At 62.7% G+C, this 19,125-nt stretch carries 19 protein-coding genes and 1 other RNA gene; 11 read left to right on the top strand and 9 right to left on the bottom strand.

Annotated elements, in window-relative coordinates; all coding sequences use genetic code 11:
* The first annotated feature begins 306 nt into the window (after positions 1 to 306).
* Positions 307 to 1,449, top strand: coding sequence for a branched-chain amino acid ABC transporter substrate-binding protein (locus tag CLU90_RS13070; RefSeq protein WP_092713687.1), 1,143 nt, complete (start codon positions 307 to 309; stop codon positions 1,447 to 1,449).
* A 91-nt stretch (positions 1,450 to 1,540) separates the two neighbouring features.
* On the opposite strand, the gene CLU90_RS13075 is transcribed toward CLU90_RS13070, so the two are convergent.
* Positions 1,541 to 2,443: a LysR family transcriptional regulator gene (locus CLU90_RS13075; protein ID WP_092713689.1), complete on the bottom strand. Its 903-nt coding sequence runs from the start codon at positions 2,441 to 2,443 to the stop codon at positions 1,541 to 1,543.
* 91 nt (positions 2,444 to 2,534) lie between these two features.
* Between CLU90_RS13075 and CLU90_RS13080 the strand changes: the two genes are divergently transcribed.
* Positions 2,535 to 3,536, top strand: coding sequence for an NAD-dependent epimerase/dehydratase family protein (locus CLU90_RS13080; RefSeq protein WP_100428111.1), 1,002 nt, complete (start codon positions 2,535 to 2,537; stop codon positions 3,534 to 3,536).
* A gap of 21 nt (positions 3,537 to 3,557) precedes the next feature.
* Here the strand turns inward: CLU90_RS13080 and CLU90_RS13085 are convergent, their stop codons facing one another.
* Together CLU90_RS13085 and ilvD are read right to left on the bottom strand one after the other, a co-directional pair.
* On the bottom strand, positions 3,558 to 3,869 hold the full coding sequence (locus CLU90_RS13085) for a c-type cytochrome (protein WP_092713693.1): 312 nt from the start codon (positions 3,867 to 3,869) through the stop codon (positions 3,558 to 3,560).
* Between the two features lie 223 nt (positions 3,870 to 4,092).
* Positions 4,093 to 5,958, bottom strand: a complete 1,866-nt coding sequence (ilvD, locus tag CLU90_RS13090; RefSeq protein WP_092713695.1) for a dihydroxy-acid dehydratase — start codon at positions 5,956 to 5,958, stop codon at positions 4,093 to 4,095.
* 165 nt (positions 5,959 to 6,123) lie between these two features.
* Here ilvD and CLU90_RS13095 point away from each other — a divergent pair, with 165 nt between their 5' ends.
* The 4 genes from CLU90_RS13095 to CLU90_RS13105 all read left to right on the top strand — a co-directional run bounded on the left by CLU90_RS13095 (position 6,124) and on the right by CLU90_RS13105 (position 9,594).
* Positions 6,124 to 7,035, top strand: a complete 912-nt coding sequence (locus tag CLU90_RS13095; RefSeq protein WP_100428112.1) for a LysR family transcriptional regulator — start codon at positions 6,124 to 6,126, stop codon at positions 7,033 to 7,035.
* A gap of 79 nt (positions 7,036 to 7,114) precedes the next feature.
* A complete protein-coding gene (lgt, locus tag CLU90_RS13100; protein ID WP_092713699.1) occupies positions 7,115 to 7,945 on the top strand; it encodes a prolipoprotein diacylglyceryl transferase in 831 nt (276 codons plus the stop codon).
* Positions 7,946 to 8,098: 153 nt separating this feature from the next.
* The gene (locus tag CLU90_RS29305; RefSeq protein WP_157808814.1) at positions 8,099 to 8,458 is read left to right on the top strand and encodes a hypothetical protein; all 360 of its coding nucleotides are present in this window, start codon (positions 8,099 to 8,101) and stop codon (positions 8,456 to 8,458) included.
* Positions 8,419 to 9,594: a GGDEF domain-containing protein gene (locus tag CLU90_RS13105; protein WP_157808815.1), complete on the top strand. Its 1,176-nt coding sequence runs from the start codon at positions 8,419 to 8,421 to the stop codon at positions 9,592 to 9,594. Before CLU90_RS29305 ends, CLU90_RS13105 begins: the two co-directional genes overlap by 40 nt.
* On the opposite strand, the gene CLU90_RS13110 is transcribed toward CLU90_RS13105, so the two are convergent.
* The 5 genes from CLU90_RS13110 to CLU90_RS13130 form a co-directional block, all read right to left on the bottom strand.
* On the bottom strand, positions 9,591 to 10,055 hold the full coding sequence (locus tag CLU90_RS13110; protein WP_100428114.1) for an EVE domain-containing protein: 465 nt from the start codon (positions 10,053 to 10,055) through the stop codon (positions 9,591 to 9,593). The genes CLU90_RS13105 and CLU90_RS13110 overlap by 4 nt on opposite strands.
* 79 nt (positions 10,056 to 10,134) lie before the next feature.
* Positions 10,135 to 10,312: non-coding RNA, 6S RNA (ssrS, locus tag CLU90_RS13115), on the bottom strand.
* Between the two features lie 54 nt (positions 10,313 to 10,366).
* On the bottom strand, positions 10,367 to 10,678 hold the full coding sequence (locus tag CLU90_RS13120; protein WP_034747344.1) for a cell division protein ZapA: 312 nt from the start codon (positions 10,676 to 10,678) through the stop codon (positions 10,367 to 10,369).
* Complete coding sequence (locus tag CLU90_RS13125; protein ID WP_092713705.1) at positions 10,678 to 10,941, bottom strand: DUF904 domain-containing protein; 264 nt, start codon at positions 10,939 to 10,941, stop codon at positions 10,678 to 10,680. Before CLU90_RS13125 ends, CLU90_RS13120 begins: the two co-directional genes overlap by 1 nt.
* A 156-nt stretch (positions 10,942 to 11,097) precedes the next feature.
* Complete coding sequence (locus CLU90_RS13130; RefSeq protein WP_092713707.1) at positions 11,098 to 11,844, bottom strand: hypothetical protein; 747 nt, start codon at positions 11,842 to 11,844, stop codon at positions 11,098 to 11,100.
* A 515-nt stretch (positions 11,845 to 12,359) separates the two neighbouring features.
* Here CLU90_RS13130 and groES point away from each other — a divergent pair.
* The 5 genes from groES to CLU90_RS13155 all read left to right on the top strand — a co-directional run bounded on the left by groES (position 12,360) and on the right by CLU90_RS13155 (position 17,337).
* Entirely contained in the window at positions 12,360 to 12,650 is a 291-nt protein-coding gene (gene groES, locus CLU90_RS13135; RefSeq protein ID WP_010400979.1) for a co-chaperone GroES, read from the top strand.
* Positions 12,651 to 12,700: 50 nt separating this feature from the next.
* Positions 12,701 to 14,341, top strand: coding sequence for a chaperonin GroEL (gene groL, locus CLU90_RS13140; protein WP_100428115.1), 1,641 nt, complete (start codon positions 12,701 to 12,703; stop codon positions 14,339 to 14,341).
* A 220-nt stretch (positions 14,342 to 14,561) separates the two neighbouring features.
* Positions 14,562 to 15,038 carry a hypothetical protein gene (locus CLU90_RS13145; protein ID WP_232731187.1) on the top strand — a complete coding sequence of 159 codons (477 nt, stop codon included), beginning with the start codon at positions 14,562 to 14,564 and terminating at the stop codon, positions 15,036 to 15,038.
* Positions 15,039 to 15,123: 85 nt separating this feature from the next.
* Positions 15,124 to 15,681, top strand: a complete 558-nt coding sequence (locus CLU90_RS13150) for a GNAT family N-acetyltransferase (protein WP_092713709.1) — start codon at positions 15,124 to 15,126, stop codon at positions 15,679 to 15,681.
* A gap of 117 nt (positions 15,682 to 15,798) precedes the next feature.
* The gene (locus CLU90_RS13155; RefSeq protein ID WP_198511207.1) at positions 15,799 to 17,337 is read left to right on the top strand and encodes a POT-type proton-dependent oligopeptide transporter; all 1,539 of its coding nucleotides are present in this window, start codon (positions 15,799 to 15,801) and stop codon (positions 17,335 to 17,337) included.
* Positions 17,338 to 17,450: 113 nt separating this feature from the next.
* Here the strand turns inward: CLU90_RS13155 and CLU90_RS13160 are convergent, their stop codons facing one another.
* The gene (locus CLU90_RS13160; RefSeq protein WP_100428117.1) at positions 17,451 to 19,082 is read right to left on the bottom strand and encodes an alpha-D-glucose phosphate-specific phosphoglucomutase; all 1,632 of its coding nucleotides are present in this window, start codon (positions 19,080 to 19,082) and stop codon (positions 17,451 to 17,453) included.
* Between the last annotated feature and the right edge of the window lie 43 nt (positions 19,083 to 19,125).

Here is a 19,125-nt window from a genome sequence, read left to right on the forward strand (position 1 = left end):
ACGTCTGCCGTTGGCACCATTGCACCCACCGGCAAAAATCCGGGGTCAGACCCGACGGGTCTGACCCCAGCATTTCCGACCTACCCGACCTACCCTATTCTTCCCTCCAACGCCATTCTTTGGTGCGCTCGCGCCTGCGAAATCGGTGCATCGCGCCTCACTTTGGTGATTGTTGCGACAAAATGCAAAAAGCCCCAAAAGCGGCTTTGCGCCGCCTGTTTTTTGTTGTACCGTTCTTCACACGTACCGCCTGTCGAAGCGGTTTTCACGAGACGCCGCCGTATCTTTATCCATTGGAGAATGTTTATGCTGCTCAAGACCAAAGTCCTTCCACTCGCCATCGCCCTCGCCTTTGCCGGCCATGCGGGCGCACAGGAAATCATCAAGATAGGCCACGTCGCCCCGGTCTCTGGCGCCAGCTCCCACCTGGGCAAGGATAACGAGAACGCGGCCAATATGGCCATCGAGGATTTGAACGCCAAAGGCTTCAAGATCGACGGCAAGGCCGTGAAATTCGTGCTGGTGCCCGAAGATGACGCAGCCGACCCCAAGCAGGGCACGGCCGTGGCGCAGAAGCTGGTCGACGCCAAGGTCAACGGTGTCATCGGCCACCTGAACTCGGGCACGACGATTCCCGCCTCGCGCATTTACTTCAATGCCGGCATTCCGCAGATTTCGCCGGCCGCCACCAACCCGACCTATACCCAGCAAAAATTCAACACGGCCTTCCGCGTCGTGGCCAATGACAACAAGCTGGGGGGAACTTTGGGCGCGTATGCCGTGGGCAAGCTGCAGGCGAAGAAAATCGCCGTCATCGATGACCGTACGGCCTACGGCCAGGGCGTGGCCGAACAGTTCGTCAAGGGCGCCAAGAAGGCGGCGCCTGGCGTGCAAATCGTCGGCAAGGAATTTACCAATGCTAACGCGACGGACTTCAACGCCATCCTGACCAGCATCAAGTCGAAAAATCCCGACCTGATCTTCTTTGGCGGCATGGATTCCGTGGGCGGCCCCATGCTGCGCCAGATGAAGGCGCTGGGCATCAAGGCCAAGTTCATGGGCGGCGACGGCCTGTGCACGGAGCCGCTGGGCAAGCTGGCCGGCGACGCCGTGGGCGAAAACATGGTCACCTGCGCGGAAGCGGGCGGCGTGACGGGCGCGCAGCAAAAAGGCATGGACGATTTCCGCGCCCGCTACAAGCAGAAATACAATATGGACGTGCAGCTGTACGCGCCATACGTCTACGATGCCGTGATGACCATGGCCACCGCCATGCAGGATGCGAAGTCGTCGAAACCGTCCGTCTACCTGCCGTTCCTGGCCAAGGTGCACTACCAGGGCGTGACGGGCCCGATCTCGTTCGACGCCAACGGTGACATCAAGGATGGCGCGCTGACCTTGTTCACCTATCGGGACGGCAAGAAAACCAAGATGGAAGTGGTCAAATAATAGAACCTACTGCGCGGCGCGATTTGCGGCCTGCGATGCTCACTGTGCATTCGCACAGCTCCGCTTCTCAGCCACAACTCACATCCGCTCGCTACGGTTCTTGCTGTCCTGCCACGTAAGCCTGCAAACCTTCGGCCAGCGCGTCGAAGGTGGCGCGGCAGCGCAGGCTGCCGCGCAAGTCTTCATGCATGGTGACCCAGGTTTCCATCGGCAGCGAAAACGCTTGCGGCAATACGCGCCGCAGGGCCGGATCGCGCGCCGCCAGCCCCGCCTGGCATACGCCGATGCCGGCGCCTGCCCGTATCAGGGCCAGTTGCGCCAGGTCGCTGTCGCAGCGCCAGGCAAAATTTTCCCGCGTAAATCCGTTGAAAGCGGCGCCCGCATTGCGCACGAAGGGACTCGCCTCATCGTAGCCGATGACGGCATGCTGCGCCAGATCGCCCAATGCCAAAGGCGCGCCATGGCGCGCCAGGTAATCCGCGTGCGCATGCAGGCCCAGCTCGATCTCGCCCACCTTGCGCGCCACCAGCTGCTCCTGGCGCGGACGCAGCATGCGCACGGCGATGTCCGCTTCCCGGCGCAGCAAATCCTGCACCTTGTTGCTCAGCACCAATTCAATGACCAGGCCCGGATGGCGTGCGCGCAGGCGCGCCAGTATGGGCGGCAGCACCTCCACGCCCACCACCTCGCTTGCCGCGATGCGCACGACACCGGCAACGCCCTGCCCCTGGCCGCTGGCGGCGCGTTCCATCAGGGCGGCCGTATGTTCCATGGTTTCCGCATGGGGCCGCAGCGCCAGGGCCACTTCCGTCGGTAGCAAGCCCAGCTGGGAGCGCGTGAACAGGGTCGCGCCCAGCGCCTGCTCGAGCGCGGCGATATGCCGGCCGACGGTCGGTTGCGTGATGGCCAGCGCGCGTGCCGCGCCGGACAGTGAACCGTGCTTGAGCACGGCCAGCAGCGAACGGTAGTATTCCCAGGCAATCGAGGTAGTCATACATAAATGTATAGCCTGTGGACGATGCTAGTCAATTCCCAATTAGCCCTGCGCGGCAGATACTGGCTCAATCAACCACACGGAGGTCATAATGGACAAAACAGCATTGGTACTGGGCGCCACGGGCGGCATCGGCGGCGAGATGGTGCGCCAGCTCTTGGCGGCAGGCTGGCAGGTGCGCGCCTTGACGCGGGGAGAGATGCCATCGCCACGCGGCGATAACGTCGAGTGGCTGCGCGGCGACGCCCTGTCGCGCGCGGACGTGCAGGCGGCAGCCAAGGGCTGCGCCGTCATCGTGCACGCCGTCAACCCTCCCGGCTACCGGAACTGGGGCCAGCTGGTGCTGCCCATGCTCGACAACACCATCGCCGCGGCGATTGCCGAAAACGCCACCATCGTGCTGCCCGGTACCGTGTACAACTTCGGTCCCGACGCCTTTCCCGTACTGGCGGAAGACGCGCCGCAGCGCCCGCAAACGCGCAAGGGCGCCATCCGCGTGGAACTGGAAGCGCGGCTGGAATCGGCCGCCACGCAGGGCGCCAGGGTCATCATCGTGCGCGCGGGCGACTTCTTCGGCCCCCGCGCCGGCAATAACTGGTTTGCGCAGGGCCTCGTGAAACCGGGCCAGCGCGTGCGCAGCGTGCTGTATCCGGGCGCGCCCGGCGTGGGCCACCAGTGGTCCTACCTGCCCGACGTGGCGCGCACGATGGTGCAATTGCTGGCCGTACGCGCCAGCTTGCCCGCGTTTGCGCGCTTTCACATGGCAGGGCACTGGGACGACGATGGCCGGCAAATGACGGGCGCGATTGCCCGCGTGGTGGAGCAGGCAACAGGAGCTGCGCCCGCCATCCGGCGTTTCCCGTGGTGGCTGGTGACGCTGGCGTCGCCGTTCGTGGCGACCCTGCGCGAAATGCGCGAGATGCGCTATCTGTGGAAAACGCCCCTGTCCATGGACAATACACGGCTGCTGGCCGTGCTGGGCCAGGAACCGCATACGCCGCTGGACGAAGCGGTGCGGGCGACGTTGCAGGGCATGGGCAACCTGCATAAGGCAGCGGGCAAAAAAAACGCGCCGGGATTGCCGGCGCGCTAATTGCAGGTGCTGCGGCACAGATTATTTCTGTGCCAGTACCCATTTAACCAGGGTGTGGGCTTCCGCCTCGCTCACTTGCGGGTTCGCTGGCATCGGGATCGCACCCCAGGTGCCGGAACCGCCCTTCATGACTTTCGCCACGAGCTTGGCTTCCGCATCCTTTTGACCGGCATACTTGGCCGCCACGTCTTTATACGCAGGACCCACCAGTTTCGTGCTCACCGCGTGGCAAGCCATGCAGTTTTTTGCCTTCGCCAGGTCCGGATTGGCCAACGCTGCTTGCGATGCCAGAGCCGATACGGTCAATACACTCACCAACATAAAACGTTTCATTGTCTTTTCTCCAAAGTTACTTCCTGCGGCATTTTACTGTGTTTCCGCAGATGCACCACGAGCCCAGATCAAGCGTTTCAATGTAGTAACGCAATGTAGTAACGATTAGGCATTCATATTCTGCCCCATCTGCGCGTCCATGACCATGTTGTTTGTAAGGCGATGTAACGACAGGCGGCCCCGCATAGTCAAACGGAGCCGGCTGTCTTACTTGCGCAACAGATCAGCGCTTCTTCAATTGCGACAAGTCGCGCACGGCGCCCCGGTCGGCCGACGTCGTCAGGGCCGCATACGCCTGCAGCGCCTGCGAGACATAACGGTCGCGGTTGACGGGCAACCAGGCCGCGTCGCCCTTCGCTTCCATGGCGGCGCGGCGCGCGGCCAGTTCCGCATCCGTCACGCGCAGGTTGATACGGCGCTCGGGGATATCGATGTCGATGAAATCGCCCTCTTCCACCAGGCCAATGGCGCCGCCTTCGGCCGCTTCCGGCGAAGCATGGCCGATCACCAGGCCCGAGGAACCGCCCGAGAAGCGCCCGTCCGTGAACAGCGCGCACGCCTTGCCCAGGCCCTTCGACTTGATGTACGAAGTCGGGTACAGCATTTCCTGCATGCCGGGGCCGCCTTTCGGGCCTTCGTAGCGGATGATGACGACGTCGCCTTCGTGCACGGTATCGGCCAGAATCGCTTCCACAGCGGAATCCTGGCTTTCGAACACGCGTGCCTTGCCCGAGAATTTCAAGATGCTTTCATCGACGCCGGCCGTCTTGACGATGCAGCCCTTTTCGGCCAGGTTGCCGTACAAGACAGCCAGGCCGCCATCCTGCGAGTAGGCGTGGGCCTTGTCGCGGATGCAGCCCGTGCTGCGGTCCGTGTCGACGGCCGCGAAACGCTCCGACTGCGAGAACGCCGTCTGCGTCGGCACGCCGCCCGGGGCGGCGCGGAACAGTTCGTGCACGGCAGGGTCGTCCGTGCACTTGATGTCGTTTTGCGCGATGGCGTCGGCCAGGGTCGGCGCATGGATGGTCGGCAGAGTGGTGTTGAGCAGGCCGGCGCGCGCCAGTTCGCCCAGGATGCCCACGATGCCGCCCGCGCGGTGCACGTCTTCGATATGGTATTTGTCCGTCATCGGCGCCACCTTGCACAGGCACGGTACCTTGCGCGAGATGCGGTCGATGTCGGCCATCGTGAATTCCACTTCCGCCTCGTGCGCGGCGGCCAGCAAGTGCAGCACGGTGTTGGTCGAGCCGCCCATGGAGACGTCGAGCGCCATCGCGTTTTCAAACGCCGCCTTGGTGGCGATCGAGCGTGGCAGCACCGAATAATCATCCTGCTCGTAGTGGCGCTTGGCCAGTTCCACGATCAAACGGCCCGCGCGCAGGAACAGCTGCTGGCGGTCCGAGTGCGTGGCCAGGATGGTGCCGTTGCCGGGCAGGGCCAGGCCCAGCGCTTCGGTCAGGCAGTTCATCGAGTTGGCCGTAAACATGCCGGAGCAGGAACCGCAGGTAGGACAGGCCGAGCGTTCGATTTCCGCCACGTCGGCGTCGGACACGCTGCTGTCGCCCGCCTTGATCATGGCGTCGACCAGGTCCAGCTTGATGATCTTCTGGCTGCCGTTGACGACCTTGACGACCTTGCCCGCTTCCATCGGGCCGCCCGAGATGAAGACGACGGGGATATTGATGCGCATGGCGGCCATCAGCATGCCCGGCGTGATCTTGTCGCAGTTCGAGATGCAGACCATGGCGTCGGCGCAGTGGGCGTTGACCATGTATTCGACGGAGTCGGCGATCAGGTCGCGCGAGGGCAGCGAATACAGCATGCCGCCGTGGCCCATGGCGATGCCGTCATCGACGGCGATGGTGTTGAATTCCTTGGCCACGCCGCCGGCCTTTTCGATTTCGCGCGCCACCATCTGGCCCAGGTCCTTCAGGTGCACGTGGCCGGGCACGAACTGGGTGAACGAGTTGACGACGGCGATGATCGGCTTGTCGAAGTCGCCGTCCTTCATGCCGGTGGCGCGCCACAGGGCGCGGGCGCCAGCCATGTTGCGGCCGTGGGTGGTGGTGCGGGAGCGGTATTGCGGCATGATGGACCTTCCAAAAGTGTTGGTGCCTGACTGTGCGGGTTTTCAACAAAACCCTGCATGGGGGTACGCCAGATTGCCTTGCGCGCGCCCCACTGTCAAATATATGATGCACGTGTCTGTGATTCGATTTGGATATCACAGCAGTTATTCCTCATGGAAATGCATATGAATCTGGAACTGCGCCAGCTGCGCTATTTCGTCACCGTCGCCGAAGAGCTGCACTTCGGCCGCGCCGCCGCGCGCCTGCACATGACGCAGCCGCCCCTGTCGCAAACCATCATGGCCCTGGAAGAACTGCTGGGCGCGCCCCTGTTCGTGCGCACGCGCCGCGAGGTGCAGCTGACGCCGGCCGGCACGGCCCTGCTGCCCGAGGCGCGCCGGCTGCTGGCGCAGGCACTGGATTTACCCGCGCTGGTGCGGCGGGCCGCGCAGGGCGAGGCGGGGCGTCTGAGCCTGGCCTTCGTTTCCTCGGCCGACTACAGCGTGCTGCCGCCCCTGCTGCGCGCTTACCAGGCGGCCTATCCGCAAGTGCAGATCGCCCTGCAGGAAGCCACGTCCGACCTGCAGCTCGACGAACTGCAGGCCGGGCGCACGGATGCGGGCCTGCTGATCCCGCCCCTGCCCGAGAAGGCGAAAGGGGAACTCGACTACCTGCCCGTGCTGGCCGAACCGCTGGTGCTGGCCGCGCCCTCAGGCCTCGACATATTGACCGCGCCGGGCCCCGTGCGCCTGCGCGACGTGCCGCCCCTGCCCTTGATCATTTTTCCGCGCGCCATTTCTCCCGCCCTGCACGACGCCATCCTCGGCGTGTTCCGCGCGGCCGGCATCACGCCGCAGATCGGCCAGGAAGCGATACAGATGCAGACCATCGTCAGCCTCGTCTCGGCTGGCATGGGCATCGCGCTTGTGCCACAATCGGTATCGAATCTGATGCGCCCGGGCGTAGAATACAGGCCGCTGCAGGACGCCACGCCGCTGGTGGAAACGGGCCTGGCCTGGCGCCGCGACAATCCGTCCGCCGTGCTGCAAGGTTTTTTGGCGCTGCTGCGCAAGCAGATAGGCCACCCAGCGCAATAAATTAAGTGGCCGCTAAGACAAAAAACCGCAGCCGCCCCCATACTACGCAACCTTGGCTTTAAACAAAGAAAGAAACCCCATGCTGATACACCCGATGCCCGACCCGATAGCCATCCAGATCGGCCCGCTCGCCGTGCACTGGTACGGCCTGATGTACGTGCTGGCCTTTGCCCTGTTCATTATCCTGGGCAGAGTGCGCATCAAGCAGCCGCACATCGCCGTACTGGGCTGGAAGAAGGAAGACCTCGATGACATGCTGTTCTACGGCATGCTGGGCGTGGTGATCGGCGGGCGCCTGGGCGAAGTACTGTTCTACCGTCCCGAATACTTCATGCACAATCCGCTCGAGATCTTCATGGTCTGGCATGGCGGCATGTCCTTCCATGGCGGCTTCCTCGGCGTCATCCTGGCCATGTACCTGTGGAGCCGCAAGGCGGGCCGCAACCTGTTCGACGTGCTCGACTTCATCGCGCCGCTGGTGCCGCTCGGCTACGCGGCCGGCCGCCTGGGCAACTTCATCAATGCCGAACTGCCGGGCCGCATCGCGCCGGAAACCCTGCCGTGGGCCATGCAGTGGCCCGGCATTCCGTATCCCGTGCACCCGTCGCCGATCTACCAGATGCTGGTCGACGGCATTTTGGTGTTCATCATCCTGTGGCTGTTTGCGCGCAAGCAGCGCCCGCGCATGGCCGTGGGCGCCATGTTTACCCTGCTGTACGGCTGCGCGCGCTTCTTCACCGAATACTTCCGCACGCCGGACTGGGAAGTCGTGTGGCTGGGCGTGCCGATCACGTCGGGCCAGATGCTGTCCCTGCCGATGATCGTCGGCGCCATCGCCCTGCTGGTGTGGGCGTACAAAAGCCAGGTGATGGGCACGCCGCCCACCAAGGCCCGCCCGGCCAACACGTAACACCGCTGTTCCCCCGGTGGCGCGCCAGACAGGTGCGCCACTACCTCCTTCCGCAACATTTCCTTCAACGCAATAAAATTTCCTAGTGGAATAGACTTGCTGTTGACATCTCGGTATCATCGTTTTCATGCCGCCACCGGGAAATGCCTTGCCATGCTGCCTGTCGGACAAAAACTGACGTACTCGATTGCGCTGGGCGCCTGCTATGTGCTGGCGCAGCTGGCCTTGACGGCCTGGGCAGGAACGCGTGCCCCCTGGGTCAGCTATGCGTTCAACATTGTGGCTCCCCTGCTGGCGCTGGCCGCCTGTTGCCGCTGCGCCTATATGAGCGCGGCGGGCGCCGCCAGGACGGGCTGGGCCCTGTTCGCCGTGGCCATGCTGTTCTGGAGCACGGGCATGATATTGTCGGCCTGGCAGGATCTGAGCGGACAGGTGGCGTCCGACGCCACGTATTTTCCGATTTCGCCTATTTCATGTATGGCGCGCCCCTGCTGCTGGCCATGTCGTCCGTGACGCACGAGCATCCCTCGCGCACGCTGCAATGGCTGGACGCCGTGCAGGTGCTGCTGGCGACTTACCTGGCCTATACGGCCATCTTTTCCGTGTCGCCCTTCGACCAGCGCTCGATCGCGCCGATTCCCGCCAGCCTGCTGGTGCTGACCTACAACGTGGAAAACCTGGCCCTGGCCTGTTGCGCTTCGCTGCGCCTGCTGGCGCACCGCCGCGATGGCGGGCAAGGCCGCTTTTACCTGCTGCTGACGGTGTTCTTGTGGTGCTATGCGGGCTGCGCTGCCGCGTATAACTATCTGACCTTGCATGGCGTGACGCAAGCGTGGAGCGAAGTACTGCCGAGCCTGCCGTTCCTGCTGCTGGTGCTGCTGTCCAAGGGCGGCCCGGCGGCGCGGTCCGGGCCGGAAAGCGCCCGGGCGCAGCAAGCCCCGCAAAAGCTGACCCTGCTGATCGACAATTTCAGCCCCATCTTCTTTACGGCCGCCCTGCTGGGCCTGGGCTTTGCCGTCATGCGCGCGCATTTCTACCTGGCGGCGGCGTCGCTGTTCGTCGCGCTGCTGGTCCACGCATTGCGCTCGGCCACCCTGCAAAGCCGCTACATGCAAAGCGAACTGGCCTTGCGCGCCGCGCATGACAAACTGGAAAAGCTGTCGCTGACGGACGGCTTGACGGGCATCGCCAACCGGCGCTGCTTCGACCAGACCCTGCAGCTGGAATGGCAGCGCGCCGCGCGCAACCATCAAGGGCTGGCGCTGCTGATCATCGATATCGATTTCTTCAAAAGCCTCAACGACACCTTCGGCCACCCGTATGGCGACGCCTGCCTGGTGCGGATCGCGGCCGCCCTGCACTCGGCGCTGCCGCGCGCCAGCGACCTGGCTGCCCGCTTCGGCGGCGAGGAATTTGCCGCCATCCTGCCCGCCACCGACCACGCGGGCGCGCTGGCCGTGGCGCACAAGATGCAGGAAGCGATCGCCGCCGCCGCCATCGTCCACGCGCCGTCGCGCGGCGGCCTCGTGACGGCCAGCATCGGCCTGGCCTTGAATGATGGAGGACAGACGCCGGAACAATTGCTGGCCGCCGCCGACCAGGCCCTGTACCGGGCCAAGCAGAATGGCCGCAACCGGGTCGAGGGCTAAACTTTCAGCTTATTGGTAATCACTTTCCATTGCGCCGGCGTCACGGGCGTGATCGACAGCCGGCTGCCCTTCTTCAACAGCAGCATGTCTTCCAGTTCCGGCATCTGGCGCATTTCGGACAGGGGCAGCAGCGCCGTCTTCTTCAGGCCCCGCACGTCGACGCTGATCCAGCGCGGCTGTTCCTGCGTGGCCTTCGGGTCGAAGTATTTGCCGCCCGCTTCAAACTGGCTGTGATCGGGATAGGCGCCGCTGGCCACTTCGGCCACGCCCGCCACGCCCGGCTGCGGGCAGCTCGAGTGATAGAACAGCACGCCATCGCCCGGCTGCATGCCATCGCGCATGAAGTTGCGCGCCTGGTAGTTGCGCACGCCGAACCACGGCATGGTGTGCCGGGGCGCGGCCATCAGGTCGTCGATGCTCACTTCATCGGGTTCGGATTTCATCAGCCAATATTGTTTCATGCAGACTCCGTATCAAAGCGACAGACGTAAAAAAACGGTTGCGCATCGATGCTGCAACCGTTTTTCGTTTTCTTTCAAATTGGGCCCCGCCTGTGCCGCTATGCCGGCATCCCGAACCAAACGGTTCAAGGTGGTCACGTTAGTTCAATTTCGGGTTCGTCGAACGAGCGACGCTCACTCCCATCAAACAAAATTCGCAACCGATGCGCATAAATGGTTCAAGGAATATATGGCAATCGCGAACACCGCAGGGTAGACCCAAGTTTACTCCTTTGATCGCGCATCGCAAAGACAAATCGTCGCGTGCACGCTTAAAAAAGGTTTTCCTGGGGCGTCAAAGCGCTATCCAATACCGTGTGCATGGCCGAGATTTTCTGCTTCACTTCCAGGATCGTCAATTCGGACAGCGGACCTTGCGGCGACTTCACGGAGAGGAACTCCGCGGCCACGCCCAGGGCGGCCAGCACGGCGATGCGGTCGTTGCCCTTGACCTTGCCCGCGTCGCGGATGGCTTTCATTTTGCTATCGAGATAGATCGCCGCTTCGCGCAGCGCGCGCTCTTCGCCGTCGCGGCACACCATGCTGTAGGACTGGCCCATGATATTGACATCGACACGCGGCATTACGCTTCCTTCTCGTTCTCGGCAATATAGGCGCCCGCTTCCGAAGCGGCTTGCTCCAGGCCCGCTTGCACCAGTTCGGGAATTTTTTCCAGCAAGGCTTCCACCCGCTCCTGCGCCTCGCGCATGCGTTGCACGTACAGGGCGTTTTCGGCGGACAGGGCGGCGTTATCCTTGCGCAGTTGCGCGTTTTCACGGCGCAGCGCATGGGTCATTTCGGCCAGCAGGCCTATTTTGTCGGATAATTCGTTGAATTCGGAAATCATTCCGCCACTATAGGGCGGACGCTCCATGGGCGTCAATCGAATCACGCCGCTGTCACACATATTTACATCAATGCAGGGCAGTTGGCGGACAATACACACTTTTTCCGGCGCTTTTCGCCAACTGCGCGCATCTGCGGGCGCCGCGATGGCAGCGTTTTACTCGTCGACGTAATCGGCTTCGATATCGAGTCCGCCATAGCGGTTTTCGCAAGAGCGGCGCGTCAAGGTCTGTTGTCCGCCCTTGCCGTCAAGCACCATCGTCAAATCGCGGCAAGTACGGCTGTAGCTGCCGGGTTTGGCGTCCGTGCCCGAGGGCGTCAGGCGCACTGCCAGCGGCTGCGCATTGCCCAAGCCCTTGTTGCTCCACTGGCGGCTCTTGCCATCCTCTTCATCCTTCAGGGTGCGCACGGCCGCCTTCAGCAGCGCTGCCTGCTCTTTGGCATTCAGCTTGGCCACCGTCACGTCGGACAGGAAAGGCGGATACACGACGGGCGCCGGGTCCTTGCCCTGCACGTCCCAGCGGCCGCTGCTCTGCGAACAGGTGCGCCGGCTCAAGTCCTGCGTTTTACCAGCCGCCGTGACGACGAATGTCAGGTCGCGGCACACGTGCGCCTTCAGGCTGTGCTCCGTCATGCCCGAGTTGCTGAAGTTATAGCTGACTTTGACCATCACGCCGCGCTCGCCGCCGTTGTCCCACACGTGCGCTTCCTGGTCGTCGTCATCCTTGTTCAAGTCCTTGAACAGCTCGTTAAGCAGCATTTCCTTTTGCTGCGGCGTCAGGGTGGCCACCGTGATCTCGTCGGCGATGGTGGGCGTTTGCGCGGCGGCATTGCCCAGGCAGGCGAAACCGAGGACGGCGGCGCCCAGCAGGCGCAGGGCGGGACGGGAAAGAGTCGATGGCATGATGAGTGAGCTTTCAGGTGCGAATGGCGATATTGATATGCAATTCTAATCATCTTATCAAAATCCATAGCAAAACTCTGTTTCCTTTGCGTACAGGAACGCCGTCCGCCCGACGGGCATGCTAGAGTCGCGCCTGTTGCTGACGCCCGGGAACGAGGCTTGCGTTTGCGCAAACCCTGTGTAAATGCAGGCTGCGCGGAACAAGTATCAATATGTTCCCCTTGAATAAGCCCCCTACCGTCCCTATAATTAGCACTCGTTAGTAGAGAGTGCTAACAAACTCTTTCGTAGCAATCCTCAGGACATGATGGTGCATGCCGGACAACAGCAGGGAACGCTACGCGGTGGGCGACGCCGCGATGCACCACTGCTCAAGCCGGCACGCAACGATGCCATGGGGTTTGCTTGACCGTTGCGGGCTGCTTTCAACGGCGGTCACTGAAAGCACGCCTGGCGCTGTGCCAGGCATGTATTCATTCAGCAACACTTATCCATTGAACTTTAAGGAGTTTTGTATGAATCTGCGCCCATTGAACGATCGCGTCATCGTCAAACGCCTCGACCAGGAAACCAAGACTGCGTCCGGCCTCATCATTCCTGATGCAGCTGCTGAAAAACCGGATCAAGGCGAAGTCCTTGCCGTAGGCAATGGCAAGATTCTCGACGACGGCAAAGTCCGTCCTCTGGATGTCAAAGTGGGCGACCGCGTCCTGTTCGGCAAGTACGCCGGCCAAACCGTCAAAGTTGACGGCGATGAGCTGCTGGTCATGCGCGAAGAAGACATCATGGCGATCGTCGTCAAGTAATTGTTTCCACGTTTTAGATAACTCATTCCGAAATTTCTGGAGAATTGAACATGGCAGCTAAAGAAGTAGTATTCGGCGACGCAGCGCGCGCCAAGATGGTCGAAGGCGTCAATATCCTCGCCAACGCAGTCAAAGTCACCTTGGGCCCGAAAGGCCGCAACGTGGTCCTGGAGCGCTCGTTCGGCGCCCCTACCGTCACCAAGGATGGTGTGTCGGTAGCGAAAGAAGTTGAACTCAAAGACAAGCTCATGAACATGGGCGCGCAAATGGTCAAGGAAGTTGCTTCCCGCACCAGCGACAACGCCGGCGACGGCACCACCACCGCCACCGTGCTGGCACAAGCCATCGTGCGCGAAGGCATGAAGTTCGTTGCCGCCGGCATGAACCCGATGGACCTGAAGCGCGGTATCGACAAGGCTGTTGCTGCGACCGTCGAAGAACTGGCGAAAATCGCCCGTCCTTGCACCACGACCAAGGAAATCGCCCAGGTTGGCGCGATCTCGGCGAACTCGGACTACTCGATCGGCGAGCGTATCGCTGAAGCGATGGAAAAAGTCGGCAAGGAAGGCGTCATCACCGTAGAAGACGGCAAGTCGCTGAACGACGAGCTGGACATCGTTGAAGGCATGCAGTTCGACCGCGGCTACCTGTCGCCATACTTCATCAACAACCCGGAGAAACAAGTTGCCGTACTGGACAGCCCATTCGTCCTGTTGTGCGACAAGAAAATCTCGAACATCCGTGACCTGCTGCCGGTACTGGAACAAGTCGCAAAAGCTGGCCGTCCACTGCTGATCATCGCGGAAGACATCGAAGGCGAAGCGCTGGCCACGCTGGTTGTGAACAACATCCGCGGCATCCTGAAAACCTGCGCAGTGAAAGCACCTGGCTTCGGCGACCGCCGCAAAGCCATGCTGGAAGACATCGCTGTCCTGACCGGCGGCCAAGTGATCGCTGAAGAAGTCGGCCTGACCCTGGAAAAAGTGACCCTGGCCGAACTGGGCCAAGCGAAACGCATCGAAGTGGGCAAGGAAAACACCATCGTCATCGATGGCGCCGGCGAAGCTGCCTCGATCGAAGCACGCGTAAAACAAGTGCGTGTACAGATCGAAGAAGCGACCTCGGACTACGACCGTGAAAAACTGCAAGAGCGCGTCGCCAAACTGGCTGGCGGCGTTGCCGTGATCAAGGTTGGCGCAGCCACCGAAGTCGAAATGAAAGAGAAAAAAGCCCGCGTTGAAGATGCACTGCACGCGACCCGCGCTGCCGTGGAAGAAGGCATCGTGCCAGGCGGCGGCGTAGCCCTGCTGCGCGCACGCGCCAACATCACGGTCAAGGGCGACAATCCTGATCAAGACGCCGGTATCAAGATCGTCCTGCGCGCAATGGAAGAGCCACTGCGCATGATCGTGCAAAACGCAGGCGAAGAAGCTTCGGTCGTCGTGGCAGCCGTACTGGCTGGCACGGGCAACTACGGCTACAACGCTGCCAACGGCACGTATGGCGACATGGTGGAAATGGGCGTTCTGGACCCAGCCAAAGTGACCCGTTCGGCGCTGCAAAACGCCGCTTCGATCGCTTCGCTGATGCTGACGACCGACTGCATGGTCTGCGAAATCGCTGACGACAAAGCAGGCGGCGGCATGGGCGGCGGCATGGGCGGCATGGGCGGCATGGACGGCATGATGTAATGTCCGGCGGCCAGTCGCGCAGGCGACGGCGCGACCGGCCGCATACGCCGGGACAAGGCTGGCAGACCAAAAGCTGCCAGTACCTGCCCGGCGGCCCCGAAAGCCACCTTCTACGGAAGGTGGCTTTTTTTCGTCTTTCCCTAGCAATTCCAATGATTGCCCGCCTGACTGTTTTGCTTTAGCATGGCCGCCATCTTTCCTCTTTCGCACACCCGCCACCATGCCGCCACGCGCCTCCACTTCCAGAACCACCATCATCGCCGGCATCCTGGCCGGCTTGCTGGCCGCCGGGCTCGGCGCTTTCTACGTGCACGAGCAATCGGCGCCGCGCGATGAGCATGCCCCTGGCGCCAGCGCCGGCACGGCGGCACCGGAGAAGAACGCGCGCGCCGTCGATGCCTTGATGGCCTTACCGGAAATCAAGGCCTGGTCGGCGCATATCGAAAAGGCCTCGGGCGGCCGCGCCCACGGCGCCGTGATGGAAACGTCGCCGGAAGCACGCCTCATCGATGGCCAGCCCTACTATGACCTGAACTTTGTGGAAAACACGCCGGACGCGGCGCACCGCTGGGAGAGTTTCGTCGTCTCCCAGGATGGCAAGCGCATCCTCGTCGACGACGTCGTCAGCGGTGAGCTGATCAGCCTGGAACAATGGCGCAAGGACAACGCGCCCATGCAGCGCATCGCCACGCAGTAATTCCTGCGCCGGCCCCCTTGCCGCGGGACGCTTGCGTTGCAGCGCAAGCTTTACTTTCCGACATCGAAGCGCGATACTCGGCCACATGCCCGCCATCACTGTCCGCCCCCTCGCGCCAGACGACGCCAGCGCCTACCGCGCGCTGCGCCTGGCCGGCATCGCCGAATTGCCCGCCGCCTTCTGCACCACGCACGCGGCGGAAAGCGGCTTGCCGCTGGCACGGCTAGCCGAGCGCCTGCGCGCCACTTCCCACCAAATAATATTTGGCGCTTTCGACCAGGAACAATTGATCGCCATTGCCGGCCTGCGCCGCGAACCGATCGCCGTCGTGCATGACAAGGCCAGCCTGTGGGGCGTGTACGTGGCACCGCAGGCGCGTGGACTCGGCGCGGGACGGCAACTGGTGCAGGCGGCCATCGCGCACGCCTGCAGCGTGCCCGAGCTGGGCCGCGTGCGCCTGGCCGTGGCCCAGGACAATCACGCGGCGCTGAACCTCTACCTGGGCTGCGGTTTTAGCCTGGCGGACAGTCCCGCATCGGATGGCATGCTGCAAATGCAACTGCTGCTGCCCCGCCCTGCCCGTGCAAGTGCCGAAAGTAATGTCTTTATGAAAATCAATACCTTACAAATCCCTGCGAAATAGCGGACAGGCCGTTTTTTCTGTTGCAAGCAAACGCGGCAGGCCTTAGCATCGCGGCTTACAAAAAAAACTTGGGGAGAGCCAATGTCATCGGCCGAGACACAAACCGCCACGGGCAAAATGCCCCGGCAAATACCGTACATCATCGCCAACGAAGGCTGCGAACGCTTCAGCTTTTACGGCATGCGCAACATCCTGACGCCATTCCTCATCAGCACCTTGCTGCTGATGATCCCGATCGACCAGCGCACGGGCGAAGCCAAGCACGTGTTCCACACCTTCGTCATCGGCGTGTATTTCTTCCCGCTGCTGGGCGGCTGGCTGGCCGACCGCTTCTTCGGCAAGTACAACACCATCTTCTGGCTCAGCCTCGTGTATTGCGCCGGCCATGCCTGCCTGGCCCTGTTTGAAAACAGCGTCAACGGCTTCTATTTCGGCCTGTTCCTGATCGCCTTCGGTTCCGGCGGCATCAAGCCGCTCGTGGCCTCGTTTGTCGGCGACCAGTTCGACCAGACCAACAAGCACAAGGCCAAGCTGGTCTTCGACCTGTTCTACTGGATCATCAACTTCGGCTCCTTCTTCGCGTCCTTGCTGATGCCTATGTTCCTGCGCGACTTCGGTCCGTCGATCGCCTTCGGCATCCCTGGCCTGATGATGCTGGCCGCCACCATCGTCTTCTGGATGGGCGCCAAGAAATACGTGCACGTGCCGCCAGCGCCGCCGAATCCCGATTCGTTTACCCGCGTGGCCCGCACGGCCCTGCTGGCCCGCGTCGATGGCGGTTCGCGTCCCGGCCTGTACGTGGCCTACGTCGGCGTGATCGGCGCCCTGTATGCGTTCTACAGCATTCCCGAATGGGGCTTCGTGATTTCCGCGTGTACCGCGCTGGTCTTGCTGCTGGCCTTCGGCAGCATCGGCACGGCCATGCAGCTGGAACGCGCACGCGGCATCCATCCTGACGAAGCCGTCGAAGGCGTGCGCGCCGTGCTGCGCATCCTCGTCATCTTCGCCCTCGTCACGCCTTTCTTCTCGCTGTTCGACCAGAAGGCCTCGACGTGGATCGTGCAAGCGAACACCATGGAAAAACCAAGCTGGTTCCTGCCGGCGCAGATGCAGGCGCTGAACCCGATGCTGGTGATGCTGCTGATCCCGTTCAACAACCTGGTGCTGTACCCGATGCTCAACCGCTTCGGCTGGGAAGCGACGGCCCTGCGCCGCATGACGGCCGGTATCGGCTTTTCCTCGCTGGCGTGGATCGTCATCGGCTTGCTGCAGCTGGCCCTCGACAGCGGCAGCGCCGTCTCCATCATGTGGCAGATCCTGCCGTACGCCCTGCTGACGTTCGGCGAAGTGCTGGTCTCGGCGACGGGCCTGGAGTTTGCGTACAGCCAGGCGCCCGTCTCGATGAAGGGCGCCATCATGAGCTTCTGGAATCTGTCGACGACGGTGGGCAACCTGTGGGTGCTGATCGTCAACCGCAGCGTCATGAACGAAGGCGTGATCGGCAAGATCGCCGAAAGCGGCATCAGCGTGACGGCCTTCCAGATGTTCTTCTTCGCCGCCTTCGCCGCCGTGGCCATGCTGGCCTTCGGCCTGTATGCGAAGCGCTACAAGATGGTCGACAACTACCGCAAGACGGTGGTGCCGGGCAAAGCGTAATCATGCAAGTAGGTCGGATTAGCCCGAAGGGCGTAATCCGACAACGCCGCTGACAATATCGTCGGATTACGCATGGCGATGCCACGCTAATCCGACCCACGCGTCCTTCTTTTTTACGTCGTCACCGTCGGCCCATCGCGCCCCGTGCGCTGGCGGATCTGCGCGAGCTGCTGCGCCACGGCGATCAGCCCTGCCAGCGCTTCCTGGGTGGGAATATCGTGGCGGGCCGGATCGGCTTCGTAGCGCTCCAGGTACAGGCGCAGTGTGGCGCCTTCGGTGCCCGTGCCGGACAGGCGCAGCACGATGCGCGCGCCGTCCGTCATGATGATGCGGATGCCCTGCTGCGTGGCGACGGAACCGTCGACGGGGTCCGTGTAGCTGAAGTCGTCGGCCAGCGCCACCGTGTAGCCGCCCAGTGTCTGTCCCGGCAAGGCGGCCAGCTGGCCGCGCACGGCCTCCATCAGCTGCGCCGCGCAAGCGCTGTCGATGTCTTCGTAATCGTGGCGCGAATAATAGTTGCGGCCATACGTGGCCCAGTGCGCGCGCACGATGTCTTCCACCGATTGCTTCTTCTCTGCCAGCAGGTTGAGCCAGAACAGCACGGCCCACAGGCCATCCTTTTCGCGCACATGGTTCGAGCCCGTGCCATAACTCTCTTCGCCGCACAGGGTGGCCATGCCGGCGTCGAGCAGGGTGCCGAAGAATTTCCAGCCCGTCGGCGTCTCGTGGCAGGGGATGCCCAGCGCGCTAGCGACCCGGTCGGCCGCGCCCGACGTGGGCATGGAGCGGGCGATGCCTTTCAAACCGTCGCGGTAGCCGGGCGCCACGGTGGCGTTGGCGGCCAGGATGGCCAGGCTGTCCGAGGGCGTGACGTCGAAACGGCGCCCGACGATCATGTTGCGGTCGCCGTCGCCATCTGACGCGGCGCCGAAGTCCGGGGCATCGTCGCTGGCCATGCGCGTAATCAATTCCTGCGCGTTGACGGGGTTCGGGTCCGGATGGCCGCCGCCGAAGTCTTCCAGGGGCACGCCGTTGATGACGCTGCCCTTGGGTGCGCCCAGCATGCCTTCCAGGATGGCCGTCGCATACGGCCCGGACACGGCGTGCATGCCGTCGTAGCAGAGGCGCAAGCCGCCCGCGAACAGGGCGCGGATGGCATCGAAATCGAACAGCTGCTGCATCAGTTCCGCGTAGTCCGCGACGGAATCGATCACTTCGACGGTCATCTGCTCGATGCGCACGGTGCCCAGGGTGTCGAGGTCGATATCGGCAGCGTCGCTGATGCGGTATTCGGTGATGGCTTGCGTGCGCGCAAACATGGCTTCCGTGACCTTTTCGGGCGCCGGGCCGCCATTGGCGATGTTGTACTTGATGCCGAAATCGCCATCCGGGCCGCCCGGGTTATGGCTGGCCGACAGGATGATGCCGCCGCTGGCGCCATGCTTGCGGATCACGCAGCTGACGGCCGGCGTCGACAGGATGCCGCCCTGCCCCAGCAGCACGCGCGCATAGCCGTGCGCGGCCGCCATGCGCAGCACCGTCTGGATAGCCGCGCGGTTGTAGTAGCGTCCGTCGCCACCCAGCACCAGGGTCTGGCCACGGCAGTCGCCGAGCGTGTCGAAAACGCTCTGCACGAAGTTTTCCAGGTATTGCGGTGCGCTGAACATAGCCACCTTCTTGCGCAGGCCCGACGTGCCGGGCCGCTGGCCGGCAATCGGCGCCGTGTTGATGATTTGAATAGCCATGTTGCCTCCATATTAACTTCCCATGTTAACGCAAGTGGGGCAA

The organism is Janthinobacterium sp. 67 (assembly GCF_002797895.1).
Classification (GTDB): domain Bacteria; phylum Pseudomonadota; class Gammaproteobacteria; order Burkholderiales; family Burkholderiaceae_D; genus Janthinobacterium.